20 protein-coding genes, 1 tRNA gene and 1 pseudogene are annotated in these 17,345 nt (G+C 68.6%); 17 read left to right on the plus strand and 5 right to left on the minus strand.

What is annotated here, in order from left to right:
* The first annotated feature begins 23 nt into the window (after nucleotides 1-23).
* The 7 genes from DMH03_RS18700 to DMH03_RS18730 all read left to right on the plus strand — a co-directional run bounded on the left by DMH03_RS18700 (nucleotide 24) and on the right by DMH03_RS18730 (nucleotide 5,578).
* Entirely contained in the window at nucleotides 24-1,172 is a 1,149-nt protein-coding gene (locus DMH03_RS18700) for a N(5)-(carboxyethyl)ornithine synthase (RefSeq protein ID WP_125793307.1), read from the plus strand.
* A 72-nt stretch (nucleotides 1,173-1,244) separates the two neighbouring features.
* Nucleotides 1,245-1,532: a hypothetical protein gene (locus DMH03_RS18705; protein ID WP_125793308.1), complete on the plus strand. Its 288-nt coding sequence runs from the start codon at nucleotides 1,245-1,247 to the stop codon at nucleotides 1,530-1,532.
* 9 nt (nucleotides 1,533-1,541) lie between these two features.
* On the plus strand, nucleotides 1,542-2,933 hold the full coding sequence (locus DMH03_RS18710; RefSeq protein ID WP_125793309.1) for a cell wall metabolism sensor histidine kinase WalK: 1,392 nt from the start codon (nucleotides 1,542-1,544) through the stop codon (nucleotides 2,931-2,933).
* A complete protein-coding gene (locus tag DMH03_RS18715; protein WP_125793310.1) occupies nucleotides 2,930-3,592 on the plus strand; it encodes a response regulator transcription factor in 663 nt (220 codons plus the stop codon). Before DMH03_RS18710 ends, DMH03_RS18715 begins: the two co-directional genes overlap by 4 nt.
* Before the next feature lie 60 nt (nucleotides 3,593-3,652).
* Nucleotides 3,653-4,237, plus strand: coding sequence for a DUF4956 domain-containing protein (locus tag DMH03_RS18720; RefSeq protein ID WP_125793311.1), 585 nt, complete (start codon nucleotides 3,653-3,655; stop codon nucleotides 4,235-4,237).
* Nucleotides 4,234-5,004: a polyphosphate polymerase domain-containing protein gene (locus DMH03_RS18725; protein WP_125793312.1), complete on the plus strand. Its 771-nt coding sequence runs from the start codon at nucleotides 4,234-4,236 to the stop codon at nucleotides 5,002-5,004. The genes DMH03_RS18720 and DMH03_RS18725 overlap by 4 nt, the downstream gene beginning before the upstream one ends.
* 55 nt (nucleotides 5,005-5,059) lie before the next feature.
* Nucleotides 5,060-5,578, plus strand: a complete 519-nt coding sequence (locus tag DMH03_RS18730; RefSeq protein ID WP_125793313.1) for a hypothetical protein — start codon at nucleotides 5,060-5,062, stop codon at nucleotides 5,576-5,578.
* A gap of 25 nt (nucleotides 5,579-5,603) precedes the next feature.
* Here DMH03_RS18730 and DMH03_RS42340 read toward each other — a convergent pair whose 3' ends face one another.
* On the minus strand, nucleotides 5,604-5,756 hold the full coding sequence (locus DMH03_RS42340; protein ID WP_199748922.1) for a hypothetical protein: 153 nt from the start codon (nucleotides 5,754-5,756) through the stop codon (nucleotides 5,604-5,606).
* Between the two features lie 420 nt (nucleotides 5,757-6,176).
* Between DMH03_RS42340 and DMH03_RS18735 the strand changes: the two genes are divergently transcribed.
* A tRNA-Ile gene (locus DMH03_RS18735) sits at nucleotides 6,177-6,250 on the plus strand.
* Between the two features lie 621 nt (nucleotides 6,251-6,871).
* Complete coding sequence (locus DMH03_RS18740; RefSeq protein WP_233611554.1) at nucleotides 6,872-7,240, plus strand: DUF3817 domain-containing protein; 369 nt, start codon at nucleotides 6,872-6,874, stop codon at nucleotides 7,238-7,240.
* 132 nt (nucleotides 7,241-7,372) lie between these two features.
* Here DMH03_RS18740 and DMH03_RS18745 read toward each other — a convergent pair whose 3' ends face one another.
* Together DMH03_RS18745 and DMH03_RS18750 are read right to left on the minus strand one after the other, a co-directional pair.
* Nucleotides 7,373-7,555, minus strand: coding sequence for a hypothetical protein (locus DMH03_RS18745; RefSeq protein WP_125793315.1), 183 nt, complete (start codon nucleotides 7,553-7,555; stop codon nucleotides 7,373-7,375).
* A gap of 10 nt (nucleotides 7,556-7,565) precedes the next feature.
* The gene (locus tag DMH03_RS18750) at nucleotides 7,566-7,973 is read right to left on the minus strand and encodes a hypothetical protein (protein WP_125793316.1); all 408 of its coding nucleotides are present in this window, start codon (nucleotides 7,971-7,973) and stop codon (nucleotides 7,566-7,568) included.
* Between the two features lie 683 nt (nucleotides 7,974-8,656).
* Between DMH03_RS18750 and DMH03_RS18755 the strand changes: the two genes are divergently transcribed.
* The 7 genes and pseudogenes from DMH03_RS18755 to DMH03_RS18785 all read left to right on the plus strand — a co-directional run.
* Nucleotides 8,657-9,997 (plus strand): ATP-binding protein, encoded by a 1,341-nt coding sequence (locus DMH03_RS18755; protein ID WP_125793317.1) that lies wholly within the window; start codon nucleotides 8,657-8,659, stop codon nucleotides 9,995-9,997.
* On the plus strand, nucleotides 9,994-10,422 hold the full coding sequence (locus DMH03_RS18760) for a roadblock/LC7 domain-containing protein (RefSeq protein ID WP_005153253.1): 429 nt from the start codon (nucleotides 9,994-9,996) through the stop codon (nucleotides 10,420-10,422). Before DMH03_RS18755 ends, DMH03_RS18760 begins: the two co-directional genes overlap by 4 nt.
* A complete protein-coding gene (locus DMH03_RS18765) occupies nucleotides 10,419-10,772 on the plus strand; it encodes a DUF742 domain-containing protein (RefSeq protein ID WP_125793318.1) in 354 nt (117 codons plus the stop codon). The genes DMH03_RS18760 and DMH03_RS18765 overlap by 4 nt, the downstream gene beginning before the upstream one ends.
* Entirely contained in the window at nucleotides 10,750-11,346 is a 597-nt protein-coding gene (locus DMH03_RS18770) for an ATP/GTP-binding protein (RefSeq protein WP_125793319.1), read from the plus strand. The genes DMH03_RS18765 and DMH03_RS18770 overlap by 23 nt, the downstream gene beginning before the upstream one ends.
* Nucleotides 11,343-12,722, plus strand: a complete 1,380-nt coding sequence (locus DMH03_RS18775) for a cytochrome P450 (protein ID WP_125793320.1) — start codon at nucleotides 11,343-11,345, stop codon at nucleotides 12,720-12,722. The genes DMH03_RS18770 and DMH03_RS18775 overlap by 4 nt, the downstream gene beginning before the upstream one ends.
* A complete protein-coding gene (locus DMH03_RS18780; RefSeq protein ID WP_125793972.1) occupies nucleotides 12,704-13,810 on the plus strand; it encodes a cytochrome P450 in 1,107 nt (368 codons plus the stop codon). Before DMH03_RS18775 ends, DMH03_RS18780 begins: the two co-directional genes overlap by 19 nt.
* Nucleotides 13,811-13,924: 114 nt before the next feature.
* A pseudogene (locus DMH03_RS18785) lies at nucleotides 13,925-14,098 on the plus strand (cold-shock protein); the annotation flags it as partial.
* 719 nt (nucleotides 14,099-14,817) lie between these two features.
* Here DMH03_RS18785 and DMH03_RS18790 read toward each other — a convergent pair.
* Nucleotides 14,818-15,096, minus strand: a complete 279-nt coding sequence (locus DMH03_RS18790) for a DUF3892 domain-containing protein (protein WP_125793322.1) — start codon at nucleotides 15,094-15,096, stop codon at nucleotides 14,818-14,820.
* A gap of 222 nt (nucleotides 15,097-15,318) precedes the next feature.
* On the opposite strand from DMH03_RS18790, the gene DMH03_RS18795 reads away from it, so the two are divergent.
* Entirely contained in the window at nucleotides 15,319-15,894 is a 576-nt protein-coding gene (locus DMH03_RS18795; RefSeq protein WP_125793323.1) for a hypothetical protein, read from the plus strand.
* Between the two features lie 96 nt (nucleotides 15,895-15,990).
* Here DMH03_RS18795 and shbA read toward each other — a convergent pair whose 3' ends face one another.
* A complete protein-coding gene (shbA, locus tag DMH03_RS42975) occupies nucleotides 15,991-17,160 on the minus strand; it encodes an RNA polymerase sigma factor ShbA (protein ID WP_125793973.1) in 1,170 nt (389 codons plus the stop codon).
* Nucleotides 17,161-17,345: the final 185 nt, after the last annotated feature.

Below are 17,345 nucleotides of genomic sequence, written 5' to 3' on the forward strand. Positions count from 1 at the left end.
GAGGTCTATTTAAGGGGCCCCAAGTGGACCAACTCACTCTCGGCGTCATTTGCCACTCGCGAAAAGAAAACGAGTGGCGGCTTCCGATCCATCCGCGGCATCTCGAGCGGATCGACCCCGGTCTCCGGACGTCCATTTTCCTCGAAAACGGCTACGGCGAACGCTTCGGCATTCCGGACGAGGACCTCGCGCCCCTGGTCGGGGGCCTGCGCTCCCGTGAACAACTGATCGCGGACTGCGACGTCATTCTCCTCGCCAAACCGCTCGCGGAAGACCTGGCCGAACTCCGGCCGGGCCAGACCCTTTGGGGCTGGCCGCACTGCGTTCAGGACGACAAGATCACCCAGCTGGCCATCGACCGGAAACTGACCCTCATCGCCTTCGAAGCGATGAATCACTGGCGTAGCGACGGTTCTTTCGGCCTGCACGTCTTCCACAAGAACAACGAATTGGCAGGCTATTGCTCGGTGCTGCACGCGCTGCAGCTGACCGGCTCGACCGGCGATTACGGCCGCCGTCTCCGCGCCGTCGTGATCGGCTTCGGCGCCACGGCGCGTGGTTCGGTGACGGCGCTGAACGCCCACGGAATCCACGACGTGCACGTGCTCACCCACCGTGGCGTCACCGCGGTCGGTTCGCCGATCCACTCGGCGAACATCGTGCATCTCGACCACGACCTGAAGGGCCCGGCCGACCTCCGCCGCAGCCACGCCATCACCGAGGACGGCCGCGTGCCGCTGGCGGAGTTCCTCGCCGGGCACGACATCGTCGTCAACTGTGTGCTGCAGGACCCGAAGGCGCCGTTGACTTTCCTCGTCGAGGAAGACCTCGCCGAGTTCCGGCGCGGCAGCCTCGTCATCGACGTTTCCTGCGACGAGGCGATGGGCTTCGGCTGGGCCAAGCCGACGACGTTCATGGAGCCGACCTTCGAGGTCGGCGGCCTCACCTACTACGCCGTCGACCACAGCCCGTCCTACCTCTGGGATTCGGCGACCTGGGAGATCAGCGGCGCCCTGCTGCCGCATCTGAAGCAGGTGCTGGCCGGCCCGTCCGCGTGGGCCGCCGATCCGATCCTCGACCGGGCGATCGAGATCAGCGAGGGCAAGATCCGCAACCCCGACATCCTGTCGTTCCAGCACCGCTCGCCGGAGTATCCGCACGCGCACCAGTGAGACGCGGGCTCGATGAGAAAGTTCTCATCGAGTCCTCATCGGTGGCTCACCGGCGCCGGGCAGCCTGGTGTCATGCGAGTCCGAATCATCGTCCTGGCCGGGGTCGCCGCCGTCGTGGTGGCGGCCACCGGCACGTTCGCCGTCATCGCGGCCACCGCGGTGTCGCCGCCCGACCTCGGCCCGGCGGTCGTCGCCCCCGCGGGACGGGCCGTCACCGGGCCGGGGGAGCCGGGTGCCCCGCCCGCCGTCGTCCCGCCCCGGCTGGCCGGGCACGACGACGACCTCGATGATGACAATGACCATGACCGCGACCATGACCGCGACGGTGACGACCATTTCGACTTCGACCTCGACGACTGAGCGGGGCCGATGAGCGCCCGCGCCCGGATCCTCGCGTGGGTCCTGCTGGTCGTGCTGCTGGCGCTCGCCGGGTCGCTGCTGGCGACCCGCACCGTCCTGCACAACCAGCTGGACCAGCGGCTCGACAACGAGATCGCGCACGAGACCGGCAAACTCCGCGCCTTCCTGGCGTCACCGGACGCCCGCCCGGCCGGGCAACCCGCCACCGTCGAGGCGGTCCTCGGCCGTCACCTGGAACGGAACCTGCCCGAGAAGTACGAGACGTTCTTCTCGATCAGCGACGGCGTGGCGTCGAGGCGGAGCGCCATCGAGCCGCCGGTCCGGCTCGACACCGACCCGAAGTTCGTCGCCGAACTGTCCCGGGCCACGAGCCCGGCCTACGGCACGGTCACCACCGCTGTCGGGTCGGCGCGCTACGGCGTCGTCCCGGTGACCATCGAGGGCTCACCGGGCCGCGGCGCGCTGGTGATCGTCGAGTTCGTCGACCACGCCGCGGGCGAGATCAACGACGTCGCCGGCGTGATGGCCGCGATGTCGGGGGCCGCGCTGGTGCTGGCCGGGCTGATCGGCTGGCTGGTCGCCGGCCGCATCCTCGCGCCGGTGCGGGAGGTCCGGCTGGCCGCCGAACAGATCGGCGAGACCGACCTTTCCCGCCGTATCGAGGTCCGGGGCTCCGACGACGTCGCCGCGCTCGGCCGCACCTTCAACACGATGCTGGACAGGCTTGAAAGCGCCTTCGCCGGACAACGCGACTTCATCGACGACGCCGGGCACGAACTGCGCACGCCGATCACGATCGTCCGCGGCCATATCGAGCTGATGGGTGACGATCCCGGGGAGAACGCGGCCACCCGGCATCTGGTCCTCGACGAACTCGGGCGGATGCAACGGATCGTCGACGACCTGCTGGTCCTCGCGAAATCCGGCGGCCCCGACTTCCTCGCGCCCGGCGACACCGACCTCGCCGACCTCACCGTCGAGACCCTCGCCAAATCCCGCCCGCTGGCCGACCGCGCCTGGCGGCTGGACGCGGTCGCCGAGATGACCGTCCGCGCGGACGGTCAGCGCCTCGCGCAGGCCTTGCTGCAACTGGTCTCCAACGCCGTCCGGCACACTGCGCCGGGTCAGGAGATCGCCCTCGGCTCGGAAGTGACCGCGACGACGGCGCGGCTCTGGGTCCGCGACACCGGCGAGGGTGTCCCGCCCGATTCGCGGAGCCGGATCTTCGAACGCTTCAAACGAGGCAGCAACTCCAGCGGAGACGACGGCGCCGGGCTCGGCCTGGCGATCGTCGCCGCGATCGCCGAGGCGCACGGCGGCCGAGTCCTGCTCGACACCGCGCCCGGCGAAGGCGCGCGGTTCACCATCGAGATCCCCGTCGCGGAAGGTGTGGACCGGTGACCAGTGTGCTGGTGGTGGAGGACTCCGCCCGGATCGGCGCGTTCGTCGAGAAAGGGCTGCGGGCGCAGGGTTTCGCGACCCGCTGGGTCAAGACCGGCGCCGAAGGGCTGACCGAGGCGTTGACCGGCGCGCACGATCTGGTCGTCCTCGACCTCGGGCTGCCGGACCTCGACGGTTCGGATCTTCTGCGGGCCCTGCGCGCGGCGGGCCGGACGGTGCCGGTGATCATCCTGACCGCGCGGGACAGCGTCGTCGACCGGGTCGCCGGGCTGTCCGGCGGCGCCGACGACTATCTGGCCAAACCCTTCGCGTTCGAGGAACTGCTGGCACGGATCCGGTTGCGGCTACGGGGAAATCCCGAAGCCGAACCGGCGGTGCTGCGCGCCGGGGAGCTCTCGCTCGACCTGCGCACGCGAAAGGTTTCGGTCGCGGGGGAGGAGAAGGACCTCACCGCCCGCGAGTTCGCGCTGCTGGAAACCTTGCTGCGCAACCGCGGCCAGGTGCTCTCCCGCGAGCAATTGCTAGGCGGGGTCTGGGGTTTCGACTTCGACCCCGGATCGAACGTGGTGGACGTCTACATCCGGTACCTGCGCGCGAAGATCGGCGCCGAGCGGATCGAAACCGTGCGGGGGATGGGATACCGGCTCGGTGAGTCCTGATGAGACGGTTCTCATCATGCTCTCACGACGGTCTCTTCTTCCGGCGGCACAGTGGTTTCCATGACCACGACACTGCTTCATCTCGCCGTCGACCTCGTCGCCGCCGTCATCCTCGCCTACGGTATCTACTACCGTCGCCACCTGCGAGGTGATCTCGCCTGCGCCTACCTCGCGTTGAACGTCGGCGTCTGCGTTTCGGTCGCCGTGCTGCTTTCCGTGCCGACCGCGAGCGCGCTCGGGTTCGGCTTGTTCGGCGTGCTGTCGATCATCCGCCTGCGGTCCGATTCGATCAGCCAGCAGGAGGTCGCGTACTACTTCGTCGCGCTCGTTCTGGGTCTGGTGAACGGGCTGCCGTCCGCGGACTGGCGGATCGTCGCCGTCTTCAACGTCCTGCTGCTCGCCGTCATGTACGTCGCGGACCACCCGTCGCGCACCCGTGGTCCGCAGCGGCGGACGGTCGTGCTCGACACCGTGTACCCCGACGAACAGACGATGCTGATGGAACTGCGGGCGCGCCTCGGCGGAACGGTCGTGCGGCACAGTGTGTCCGAAGTGGACTATGTCCGCGAGGTCACCGTCGTCGACGTCCGCTTCCGGCCGGACGCCGCCGCGGTCGTCCACGGCGCCCCGGCGGGGCACCGGTGAGCGGGCGCGGAACGGCCACCGTCGCCGCGGTGGCCAAGGGACTCCCTTCGCTGTCGCTCGCGGAAGTCGTCGCCACGAGCGGGCTGATGAGCCGGACGGACCGCAAATACGTCCTGAAGCTCAACGACTTCCTGGCCGTCACCGAGTCGCTGAGGGCGTCACTGCGCTGTCTGGAGATCGAGGGGCAACGCGTGTTCGGCTACTCGTCGACCTATTTCGACACCCCGGATCTGGCGATCTTCCGGGCGCACCGGCAGGATCGGCGGCGCCGGTTCAAGATCCGCACGCGCACCTACACCGACTCGGCCGACACCTACTGCGAGCTCAAGGTCAGCGGACGGCGCGACGAAACGGTCAAGGTCCGCCGTCCGCATCCGGCCGAGGCGGCGCACGGCCTGACCGCGCCCGCGCTGACGTTCCTCGACGACGCCCTCACCGCCGCCTACGGCCGCCCCGCGCCCCGGCCGCTGACCCCGGCGCTGATCACCGACTACCGGCGAACCACCCTCGTCACCGCCGACGCGCGCATCACCTGCGACACGTCACTCGTCTGGCGGTCCGGGCCGCGAAGCCTGGCCGCCGGGGGCGACCTGGTGCTGCTGGAGGTGAAGTCGGCCTCCGAACGCAACAGCGTCACCGAAGCGTTGGCGAAGCTGCGGATCCGCGAGCAGTCGGTGAGCAAGTACTGCGCGGGCCTGGTGGCGCTGGGGCTGGCCACCGGCGGGAACCGGTGGCGGCCGGCGCTGCGGCGGCTCGGCGTGGCGTAACGATCGCGCCGCGGCGTCCGACCCCTGCTGTCGGGGGATCAGAGGGAGGACGAACATGAGGACCAGGGAGAAGGCCGCGGTCGCCGTCGCCGGGCTGGCCGTCGCCGCCGCCGGGGGCACGGTGCTCGCCGGGACATCCGGCGCCGTCGGCCCGTCGCCGGCACCGAGCGTGCAGGCCGCGGAGGCGTCGTGCGTGACCGATGGCGCCGGCATGTGCACCGTGCAGCACGCGCTGGGGACCGTCCCGGCAGCGGTGGTCGTTTCGGCGAACACGCCGGGACAGTTCAACGCGTACATGCTGAACACGGTGCAGGGTTCGTACACGGCGACGACGTTCCAGGTGCGGGCGATGTTCAACCAGACCACGCCGAAGGCCGGTGGGGCGATCTGGTTCAGCTTCGCGGCGTATGGCGGGGCGCCGGTGACGACCACGCCGAGCCCACCGAAGAGCTCACCCACACCGACGAAGGTCACGCCACCGACCACGACGCCGACTACACAAGCGCCGCCCACTGCTACTTCTGAGCTGCCGGGGACTACTACGCCGGGCGGCGGCTCGGGATTGGGCGGCTGACCGTCCAAACAGGACCGTAAATCGACTACCGTGGCGGCGGCCGGTCGTCCAATTCGTCGGAGAAGATCGCATCGATACGGAGACCGGCTCGCCGCAGTGCCCGGATGCTCGCCCTCAGTGACAACACGACGCCGATGACGACCACGACACCGAGCCCGATGGCGACAGGGTTCGCCACGAGCGCCTCCCTGCCCGATGGACTTGATACCCCAGGCCCATCCCGATGGTCAGCGTGTCCCGGGCGGCGAGCCGCACGGCGTTGATCCCTGCAACCTAGACGAGCGGACCCCGTCCTGTGCCGGAAACCAGCTGTTCGGCCTAGGCCGTGTCCGGTAAGTCTGTCCGCGGTCTTCGCGCCCAGGTGGTCCCTGACGGCACGGGCGGTCCAGCCGAGTACAGCCCGGTACGAGGCAGAACCGCCCGCGCCGCCAGGAACCACCTGGATCACGAAGCCCATCGGACACACTTACCGGACACGGCCTAGGCGATCGTGGCAGGTGAGCGCTGTGATAACTTGGAGCGAACTGGGACTTCTGTGCGTTCGCAAACCCGCTGTTCGGGCTGGGGCGACTCCCGCGGAGGTGTCAGGTCACCCTTGGGGCCGGTAGCTCAGTTGGTTAGAGCAGGGGACTCATAATCCCTTGGCCGTCGGTTCGAGCCCGACCCGGCCCACCGCGTCAAAATCGTTGCCGATCTGCAGGGTTGTTGGGCCTTCGGCGGCAATTTCCCCTTGGCGTTAATCGCGATTGGGCTCCGTTTTGTCTCCGTTTGCTCAGGTGTGCCGATAGTTGGAGAAGTGCTCTGCGGAGCCGGTGGTGGCGTAGCAGCCGTTCTGCTTCCTCGTCACAACCGCTGCGGTGGGGGCATCGGCAGGTCCGGAGTTCTTTGCTTCCACAGTTCGACAAGCTGGGTGCGGTCGCAGGTCGGCGGGGCGTGATCCGTGTTCTCGAGCAGAAGGTCAGTGACGTCCACGGTTTCGCCCTCGGCCTGTCCGCTACCCGGGGTGAACCTCACAGTGCCGGAACGGCACTATGGCGCCGGCCGCCGCCCGTTGCGATCCAACGATGCGTACGAGGTCCACAGTGGGCATTGTGCTGAACTCAGGCCTCGCCACGAGCGTCGCGTGAATGATTTCTTTTTGTAGCTGGGGGGCCAGGTAGGTACGGCCGCGCTCGGGGAAGTCCGCCCACGCCGCCTCCGCGCGGCGGGCATGCCCGCCGCGGGCTGCCGACAGAACCGCACGGCTGTCCGGGATAATCGCTGGATCGACTGCCCAACGAACGGATGTGGAACGTGACCCTCGACATCGATGTCGACACTCGCCCAATCGCCCGCATCGGAAAGGCTTTCGCCGCGGTCGCCTTCGTTGAAGCAGCGACATGGGCAGGCCTGCTGGCCGGGATGTTCCTGAAGTACGTCACCGAAACCACCGAACTAGGCGTGCGGATCTTCGGGATGATGCACGGCATCGCCTTCATCGCCTATGTGATCGTGACCATCGCCGCCGCGGTCTCCTTGCGTTGGAGCCGGAAGGTCACGATCATGGCTGTCCTGGCAGCGATCCCTCCACTGGTAACCCTTCCCTTGGAGATCTGGCTCCGTCGCAGTGGCCGGCTTGCCTCGGCGACACCCGGCATCGATGGCGAGGCTCTACCTCGTTAAGGAGCCCCGCTAGGACGTGACCGGCACGGACCGATCTGATCTCTCCTTGCTGGGCCTCACCGAGTCTGCGATCGAGCGGCAAGGCGCACTCGGTCGTCGTCAAGGTCTGCTGACCTCCTCTCAGGCGTTCAGTCACCTGCGCGCGGACAACGTCATGCGAACCCGGGGAGCGCCGTGCAGTACTTCCCAGCGGACGTCGTGCGCCGCCGCCCACGCGACCTCCTGCTCCTCGGCCAACCGGGCCTGCGCGGCGACACACGAAGCGGCGCGGCCGTCGTCTTCCCGCGCCTTCACCACGACTTCGCGCCCTGTCACGTATCCGTGTCTATCGGAGACGTTCGTCGTCGTACGCGGCGAAGGCCTCCGCCGCGTCGCCGTCCAAGATCATCGACAGTGCGTAGGAGATAGCCCAGATCCATTCCTCGAGGCGCGCCGCGTCCTCGTCGTCGATCAGGCCGTTCCCACGGAGCATGCCGTCAGGCGCGACGCCCCAGGCCCGTGCGAAGTGACAGATCCCGACCACGGCGGAAACGACTTCACGCGGCACCGAGTCGGCTTGCAGCTGTTCGGTGAGAGCCCGCAACGCGGCCATCACCTCATGGTAGTTCTCCTCGCGCAAGCCACTGAAGGGTCGTAAAGACCCGAGAAACCCTGTCTGCCACCGCGGATCGTCCACATCCGGGTGCGCGCCGGAGTGGAACAGGAGGGCTTCGCGGGCATCGGCAGGTGTCACGAGACGACCGTAGTGCGAGACCGCGCACGTCGCTCAGCCCGCCCGTGCCGCGCCGAGGGTGCGCGCGGCACGGGCGACGGTGTCGGACATCGTGGCGGGTGACGGTGGCAGCGTGAGCACGGTCGGCGTGGTCTCTGGTCCTGACGAGGTGATCCGGGAGCCGGAGCACCCGTTCCCCTGGCTGGGCCTGACGAGCTCGATGGCCTCGCAATGTTCGCTGACACGCGAATGGTGGCGGCTGGCTTGTTCGCGGTCGTGCCGGTGCTATTCCCGCGTTCCTCTTCGTGCGCGCAGAGCGGAGCGCATCACGCGAACCCGGTGATCGCGTTCACTTGACGACGATGCCGTTGGGGCACAGTGCTTCGTGGGCTTCACGGGAAAAGATGGACGAACGAACACGACTCGTTGTCCGAACGCGCAGCCCATCCGTCGACGGCATCCGGGTGCCCTCCGTCGCCCTGAGTCCCCGCCGCCGGTGGCCCCGCGGGCACGATGCGGAACTTTCCCGCTCGGCTTAGCCTGCACAGAACCACTTTTCTCGCGGGAAGCGGCTGCCGCTCACGGCGTGTTTGCGCTACGGTACTCGCTGCTGATGACGTCCTTCGATCCCCGCTGCCGTGGAGCTGCCGCATGATCTCCCGGCTCGGCCCAGGCGTCCTTGCCCTGTCGATCGTGAGGATTTCATGGAGTACCCCCTGCTGACGGCAGCGCTGGTCTGCGTCTCGCTACTCGCCGCGGCCTTCGCGCTGTTGCTGGTGCGCCAGCGCCGGGTCACCGCCAACACCGGCCGTCGTGGTGAGCAGCTGCTGGCCGAACTCCGCGCGCGGGAGGAGGAGGACCGGCACCTGCTGCACAGGCGGTTGCCTGCCATCGTCGAGTCGCAGGTCAACCAGGCCGTGACCGTGCCCGGCCCCTTGCGTGCCTTCAACGGCGAGGACCCCCACCGCGAACTGCTCGTGGTGATCAGCGAGCTGACCGGCCAGACCCGCCGCAACGCCGCCGAATCCGCCGCCGCCACCCTGCGCGCGATGATGCGCACGGTGCAGAACCTCGCGGGGGAGCAGCAGGTGCTGATCTCGGCGATGGAGGAGCACCACGACAATCCCGACGTGCTCGACGGTCTGCTCGGCCTGGACCACGCGAACTCGCAGCTGGGCCGCCGCGCCCAGGCGACCGCCGTGCTCTGCGGTTCGTGGCCGGGCCTGCAGCGCTCCGCCGCGACCCTGACCGACGTGGTGCGCGGGGCCACCGGCCGCATCCGCGACTACGCGCGCGTGCAGATCCCGGCGCCTTCGGACACCGCGGTGGTCAGCCAGGCCGTGGAACCGGTGGTGCTGGCGGTGGCCGAGCTGCTGGACAACGGCGCCCGCCACTCGCAGCCCGGCTCACCCGTGCAGGTCACCTTTCAGCAGGCACACAACGGGCTGGCGATCGTCATCGACGACGCCGGGGTCGGCATGACGGTGGAAGCGGTGCAGCGCGCGGGCTGGTTACTGGAAGGCCACGGCGGTCAGGACATCGCCGCGCTCGGTGTGCCGCCGAGGATCGGGTTTGCCGTCATCGGCGTGCTTTCCCGCCGCTACGGTTTCCGCGTCTCTGTGGACATGCGCTCGCCCTTCGGCGGGGTGCGCGCGGTTCTGTTCCTGCCGAGCGAGCTGCTCACCCGCGCCGCCGTCCCGGCGCCGGCGCCGCAGGAAGTCCCGTCGCTGGCCGCGCCTGCCAGTCCGGCCGCGATCACTCCCAGCCCGACCCCGCACGTGCGCGTTCCCGCGCCGGAACCACAGCCGGCCGAACCGGCCGAGGAACTGGGCACCACCGCGCACGGCCTTCCTCGCCGTCGCCGACGCGCCCCGGCGACCGCGTCGGCCACCACCACGCTGTCGGTTCCGGTGCCGCCGCCCACCGCGCCGGAAGTGACCGAGTCCCCGGTGAACCACAGCCCGGTCGCCACGGCCACGGCCTGGCAGCGCGGCACCCGCCAGGGCCGCGCTTCTTCCACCGATGACGAAAGGGATTTCCAGTGAGCAGCTCCGTCACCACCAACAACCGGTTGGGCTGGATGCTCGATCAGGCCCTGCAGATGCCGGAGACCATCTCCGCGGTGCTGCTCTCGGCCGACGGCCTGCTGATGGCTCATTCGCAGGGAATCACCGTGGAGGACGCCGAGCGCACCGCCGCCGCGGTCTCCGGGCTTCAGTCGCTCGCCCGCGCCACCGGCGAGTTCTGCCGTCAGCCGCCGGAGCAGTGGCGGCAGACGCTGATCGAATTCGACGGCGGGTTCGTCTTCCTGACTTCCGCCGGACAGGGCGCCTACGTCGCGGTGTCGACCACCGGCCGGGTGGACATCGAGGGTGTTTCCTCGCGATTGCAAGAGCTGGTGCAAAGACTCGGCCAGGAACTCACCGCGCCACCGCGCTTTCCGGCCGAGGGACCTGGCAACCCGGCATGAGCGGGCAGCGGCGGGAACGGGCGCTGGTCCGGCCGCACGTGGTCACCGAGGGCCGGGCCCATCCGACCCGCAACACCCTCGACGTGGCCACCGTGGTGCTGGCCACCTGGGCGCCGGTGGCCGGGCTGAGCCCGGAAAAACGGCGGGTGATGGAGCTGTGCCGGGGCGGCGCGCTGGCCGTCGCGGAGGTGGCGGCGCATCTCAAGCTGCCCACCAGCGTCACCAAGGTGCTGTTGTCGGACCTGCTCGACAGCGGGCACATCGAATCACGGGCCGCGGTGCGCGAGACCGAAGTCCCCGACCAGCAACTCCTGCAGAAGGTACTCGATGGCCTCCGTGCTCTCACCTGACCGATACGTTCCCGCCTCGGTCCGGACCTCGGTGAAGATCCTCATCGTCGGCCCGTTCGCGGTAGGGAAGACCACCTTTGTCGGCACACTCTCGGAGATCCGCCCGCTGCGCACCGAGGAGCGGATGACCCAGGCGGGCGCACTGGTCGACGACCTGTCCGGCGTGCGCGGCAAGGACACCACCACGGTGGCCATGGACTTCGGACGCCTGACACTGAGCGACGAGGTGGTGCTCTACCTCTTCGGCGCCCCGGGCCAGCAGCGGTTCACGCAGATGTGGAAGGACCTGGCTCACGGCGCGCTCGGGGCGCTGGTGCTGGTCGATCCCACCCGCCTGCAGGACTCCTTCGATGTGATGGGCCTGCTGGAGGAACTGGACCTGCCCTACGCGGTGGCGGTCAACCAGTTCGACGGCGCGCCGCGTTTTCCCGATGCCGAGCTGCGCGAGGCGCTCGATCTGCTACCCCAGACCCGGCTGGTCACCTGTGACGCCCGCGATCGCGCGTCCGCGGCCTCGGCGCTGATCAGCCTGGTCGACTACCTGTTCACTCCCGTCCGCCAGGAGCATTCGTGACCGTTCCCGCCATCCCGCCCCCCGGCTGTCCCGCTCACGCCACGCGCACCCCGCTCTACGACGAGGAATTCGCCGCGAACCCGGCGGGGGTCTACGCGCGGATGCGCAAGGAACACGGCCACGTCGCGCCGGTCGAGCTGGCGCCGGGGGTGAACGCGAGCCTGGTACTGAGCTACGAGGCGGCGCTGGACGTGCTGCGCTCCCCGCAGACCTATCCGCGGGACCCGCGCCGCTGGCAGGCCAATCAGCCGCCGGACAACCCGGTGATGCCGATGATGGGCTACCGGCCGAACTGCCTGTTCACCGACGGCGCGGTGCACGCGCGCTACCGCAGCGCGGTCACCGACAGCATCTCGCGGGTGAACCCGCACGCCCTTCTGGACTACGTGGAGAAGGCCGCGCGGGAGCTGATCGCGAAGTTCTCCCGGAACGGCCGGGCGGACCTGCTCACCGAGTACGCTGGAACCCTTTCTCTTCAGGTGTTCAACCACCTCTTCGGCTGCCCGCCGGAACTGGGCGAGCGGCTCACCGCGGGGATGCGCGGGATCTTCGACATGGTGGATCCGGAGCGCGCCAACGCTGAGCTGACCGCGGCCATGCTGGACCTGCTGGCGCTCAAGCGGCGGCAGCCGAGCCAGGACGTGCCCTCGTGGATGATGGCGCACCCCTCAGGGCTGACCGACGAGGAGATGCTGCACCAGTTGGTGCTGCTGATGGGCGCGGGCACCGAACCGCAGCAGAATCTGATCGCCAACGGGCTGCGGCTGCTGCTGGTGGACGAGCGCTTCGCCGGGGACCTGGCCGGCGGCAGCCTGCACGTGGAGGACGCGCTGGAGGAGATCCTCTGGGGCGACCCGCCCATGGCCAACTACTCCGCTGGTTACCCCTATCCGGCGGCCGACCTGATGGGCGCTCGTCTGCCTGCCGACGAGCCCGTGGTGATCAGTTTCGCCGCCGCCAACACCGATCCCGAGCTGGGCGAGGCCCAGCGGGCCGGTAACCGCGCGCACATCGCCTGGAGCGCCGGGGTGCACTCCTGCCCGGCGCAGGGTCCGGCGCGGCTGATCGCCACCACCGCCATCGAGACCCTGCTCGACGCGCTGCCGGATCTGCGCCTGGCTGTGCCGGACACCGAATTGCGCTGGCGGCCGGGCCCATTCCACCGCGCGCTGGCCGGTCTCCCGGTCCTGTTCACCCCCGTCGTCGCACCGGCCAGTCCCGTTCCCGACCCGACAGGAGAGCACCCATGGCACCAGCCCGCCCGTTCGTCCTCGATCCCAACGGCCGTGACATCCACGCCGAAGGCGCCGAACTCCGCGCCCGGGGAGCCGCGACACTGGTGGAACTCCCTGGCGAAGTGGTGGCGTGGTCAGTAACCCAGCCGGAGTTGCTGCGGAAACTGCTGTCCGACCCGCGGGTGTCGAAGAACCCGAACCTGCACTGGGCGGCCTACCGCGACGGTGAGATCCCAGAGGACTGGCCGCTGCGGATCTGGGTCTCGGTGCAGAACATGTTCACTGCCTACGGCGGCGACCACCGGCGGCTCCGTTCGCTGGTGTCGAAGGCGTTCACCCCGCGCCGGGTGGAAGCACTGCGGCCGTGGGTCGAGGAGCTGACCACCGGCCTGCTGGACCGGCTCGCCGCCGGGCCGGATTCGGTGGACCTGAGGGAGAACTTCGCCTACCCGCTGCCGATCGAGGTGATCTGCCAGCTGTTCGGCGTGCCCGAGGAGCACCGGCCGGAGCTGCGGCGCGCGGTGGACGGGGTGTTCAACACCTCGCTCAGCGCCGAGGAGGCGCAGGCGAACGGCGTGCTGATGTACGGGATTCTCGGGCAGCTGGTGGCGAACGGGCGGGTGAACCCCGGTGAAGACCTCGCCAGCGGCCTGATCGCCGCGCGGGACGAGGACGGTTCGGTGCTGGAGGAGGCCGAGCTGATCGACACGCTGATCCTGATGATCTCGGCCGGGCACGAGACCACGGTGAACCTGCTGCACCACGCGATCCTGGCACTGCTGACGCATCCGGAGGAGCTGGCGAAGGTGCGCTCCGGGGAGCACACCTGGGCCGAGGTGATCGACGAGACCATGCGGTGGCAGGCGCCGATCGCGAACCTTCCGCTGCGGTACGCGGTGGAGGACATCGAGATCGACGGCGTGCACATCAAGGCGGGCGAGGCGATCCTGGCTTCGTACGCGGCAGCGGGCCGTTCGCCCGAGGCGCACGGTTCCGACGCGGACGAGTTCCGGCTTTCGCGGGAGTCGAAGAGTCAGCACTTGTCGTTCGGGCACGGGGTGCACTACTGCCTCGGTGCGCCCTTGGCGCGGCTGGAGGCGGAACTCGCACTACCGGCGCTGTTCGAACGGTTCCCCGATCTGGCCCTGGCGGCGGAGGTTTCCGAACTGGAGAAGATGCCGTCGTTCATTTCGAATGGGCACACGAGTCTTCCGGTACGCCTCAAGTGAATGCGGTGAGTGTGGCTTTCGCGGATCCGCGGTGAAAGCCACACTCACCGAGCCATTCCACGTGACCGTCAGTTGTTGTGCGTGCCTCGCTCTGACGCACGATGAAGAGCGGGTAGCGAGAAGGGCTCCGGCTTCATCGAGCAGGACGGTGGCGGGCCAGACGTGTTCGTGCACTACTCGGAGATTCAGGGCAACGGCTTCAAGTCCCTGGATGAAGGGCAGCGTGTGGAGTTCGAGATCGGCCAGAGCCAGAAGGGCCCGCAGTCCCAGCGCGTCACCGCTATCTGATGCTTCGGTCCGGCGGCCCTCGCGGGATCGGGGTCTGCCGCGCTCTTGATGAGGTCAATCGGCGGAGATGGCTAGCAAGTTTCGTTTGGCCCGGCGGCAGGGGACGCGGTGCGGCGATACCTGCGTGCACAAGACAAGTGCGTTGGGCGTGGGGAAGGATCATTCACCGGCGTGCGGACGAGGTTGGCCTGTCCCATCTTCATCCGCACCGGTTTCGGCGAGCATTGCCGCACGGTGCTGTTGAGCGGTTGTCAGAAGACGGTCTCGATGTGGGGTTGAGACCGTTTGAGCGGGCTGTTCTCACAGCTCAGCTTCGACCGCTGAGCTTGAACGCGATGTACGCCAGCAGGATCACTGCAATGGCGAGTAGCGCGACGATCGCGATCATGCCGAGCATGAAGCCATCCGGGGAACTGGTCACAAGCACGTATTCCTGCCAATCTGACCTCGATCATCCTGGTGCGATCTTGGGCCGCGGTGCCCGGTCCGGCAGCGGGGTAACGCGCCGGTGCGCTGCCAGTCGTTGACGAAGGCCACCTGTAGCGACTCGTGGAGTGCGCAACTTGTCGTGGCCCGAGGGGCACGACTCTCACCGCCTACCCTCAGTCGGCCACTGAGGTCGGCTCCGCGATCGATGGTCAGGTCCAGCGCGGACGTGAGGGCTTCGAGATGATGCCGTCGGAAAGATGGCTCATCGGTCCTTTGTGGACGCTCCTCCTTCAGAAACGGGGCAGCTCCAGCAGGTTGTTCTTCCAGATCCCGTCCGCCCGCGTGCGCAGGAATTTCGGGCCGAAGGTCAGCTTGAGGATCTCCACGGCGACCCGGTGGATTCCCTCGTCCACGTAGGCCTTGCCGTCGTCGTCCTCGATCCACGCCACGATCGCCGAAACGAAACTCTCGCCGGTTTCGCCGCTGCCGGGATTGATCCAACGCAGTTTCGTGATGCTTTCGTGGAACTTCCCACCTTCGAGCCGCGCTGCGATGATCTTGATGGCCATGGTGCTTCCTCTTCGGCTGGTTGCCCTCGAAGCGAACAGGGGTAATGCGGTACTCGCCTCCTGTCCGCGCCTCGTTACGCCATCCGGCCGCCGTGCCTCGAACGTTACGAGTTCGAGCGCGGAGCTTCCGTTCTGAGTCAGATGACGCAGACTCCGCGTGTTCCGCCATGTCAAAGTCCTCGCGCCGGCCGGAAAACCTGCCGGAAGAGAGGGGAAACGAACATGTGCGCAGCCCACAAGACGACGACCGGGATCCTGGGCGCGGCGGGGATCGCGCTGGCCGCGACGGTGCTGGCCGGTTGCGCTCCGGGCCCGGCGGCGGCACAGGTGTCGCCATCGCCGTCCGTCGCGGAATCGGCCGTGGCGGTGGCCTGGATGAACGGATTCTGCGGCGCGGTCAAGGATTTCATCGAAGGCAACAACAAGATGACCTCGGCGACCGGCGACACCGTCGAGGCCATCAAGAAGAGCACGAGCGACCAGCTCGGGCACTACGCGACCATTCTGAGCAAGACCGTCGACGGCCTCGGCGCCGCGGCCGCGGCGCCGGTCCCGGCCGGAGAGACGGCGAAGAAGGACTTTCTGGGGAAGTACACCTCGGCACGCGACAAGACCGTGAAAGCGAAGGCCGATCTGGACGCGGCCGGGAAGAACGACACCGCGGCGCAAGCCCGTGCGGTCGAAGGACTCATCTCCGCCCAGAAGGACACGCACGGCGCGCTCGATCCGGTCGCGGCCATCCTCGGGGCACCCGAACTGAAGACGGCCGCGGCGACCGCGGAACGCTGCCGCCCGTGAGCCGCGAGCCGTCCGTCTGAACACGCGTGTCGTCCGCCCGATCACGTGTGTCGTCCTCCCAGACACGCGAAGCGAACGATCAGGTATCCGCGGATCTCACCAGTCTTCGGTGAGAATCTTGCGCAGCCGCGTCAAAGCCCGGTGCTGCGCCACCCGCACGGCGCCGGCCGTCGAGCCGACCACACCGGCGGTCTCCTCCGCGGAAAGGCCGACGACGATCCGCAACACGACGATCTCCCGCTGCTTGTCCGGCAGGATCCGGAGCAGTTCGCCCATCCGGTCGCTCAATTCGTTGTGCAGCGCGTGTTGTTCCGGGCCGGCGGAATCGGAGACGCCGTCGGGGACTTCGGCGACGGGTTCGGTGCGGTTGCGGGCGGCGGCGCGGCGGGCGTCGGCGACCTTGTGCTGGGCGATGCCGTAGACGAAGGCGAGGAACGGCCGTCCGCGTTCGCGGTAGGTGGGCAGCGCGCGGAGGATCGCCACGCAGACCTCCTGCGCGACGTCGTCCGCGGAGGCGTACGTCCGTTCCTGTCTGCCGATCCGCGCCCGGCAGTATCGGATCACGAGCGGGCGGATGGTGGCCAGCAGGTGGTCCAGCGCCCGCCGGTCACCTCGTCCGGCGGCGGCGACGGGCTCGTCCAGGGTGTACCAGCGTGACGCCGTCACCTGTTCCGGTTCCGCCTTACCCGGCTCCACCAGTGCGAGTTCCCTGATCATCGCGCGGTTCTTGATCCGGGACAGGGTGTCGTCGGCGTCGAGCCCCATCCGCAGCGCGTCGATGAAGGCGGCGTTCGCGCTGTCCAGGTGGTCGACGAACTCGGGGTCGGTCTCCGCCAGCCGGCCGCGCGCGTGACGCAGTGTCGCGCGGACGGCCTCCTCCGCGATCCCGAGCACCCCGGCGATCTCCCGCGACGTGTAGCCGTCCAGTGACCAGGCCATGCCGAGCTGCTGGCGTTTCGGCAGCCGCCCCAGCATGGTCAGGATGGACGACGCCTCATCGGCGAGAACGGTGAGCTTGTCCTCCCGGCCGGCGTCGGCGAAGGCCCAGTCGCCCCGGACCGCGGTCTGCTCCTTCGCGCGCCGTTGCCCGACGCGGCGGACCCACGATTCCGGCTGGGTGATGCTCTGCCAGTCCTCGTAGGCGTTGAGCATCGCTTCGGCCGCCGCGTCCCGGGCCGGGTCCAGTGCGTGGCCCGTTTTGCAGAGAAAGCCGGTGAGCAGCGGAAATTCGGCGTGGAAGAACTCGTCGAACCCGTCGTGGCCCATCACCCGCACTCACCGCTCTCAGCCGCCTGACGCGAATGCCCTCACAGGACAGGTGCAGTGAGCGGGCCGCTGAGTGTAACGATTCGGTCAAGGTGAGGTTTGCGTGGAGTACGGGGCCGGATACCCGGCATCGAGGGAGAAGTCGTTTGACGAGGAAGGGAAAATCGGGAAAGAGGAGGTGATAG

Source organism: Amycolatopsis sp. WAC 01376, assembly GCF_003947415.1.
In the GTDB taxonomy this organism is placed as follows: Bacteria; Actinomycetota; Actinomycetes; order Mycobacteriales; family Pseudonocardiaceae; genus Amycolatopsis.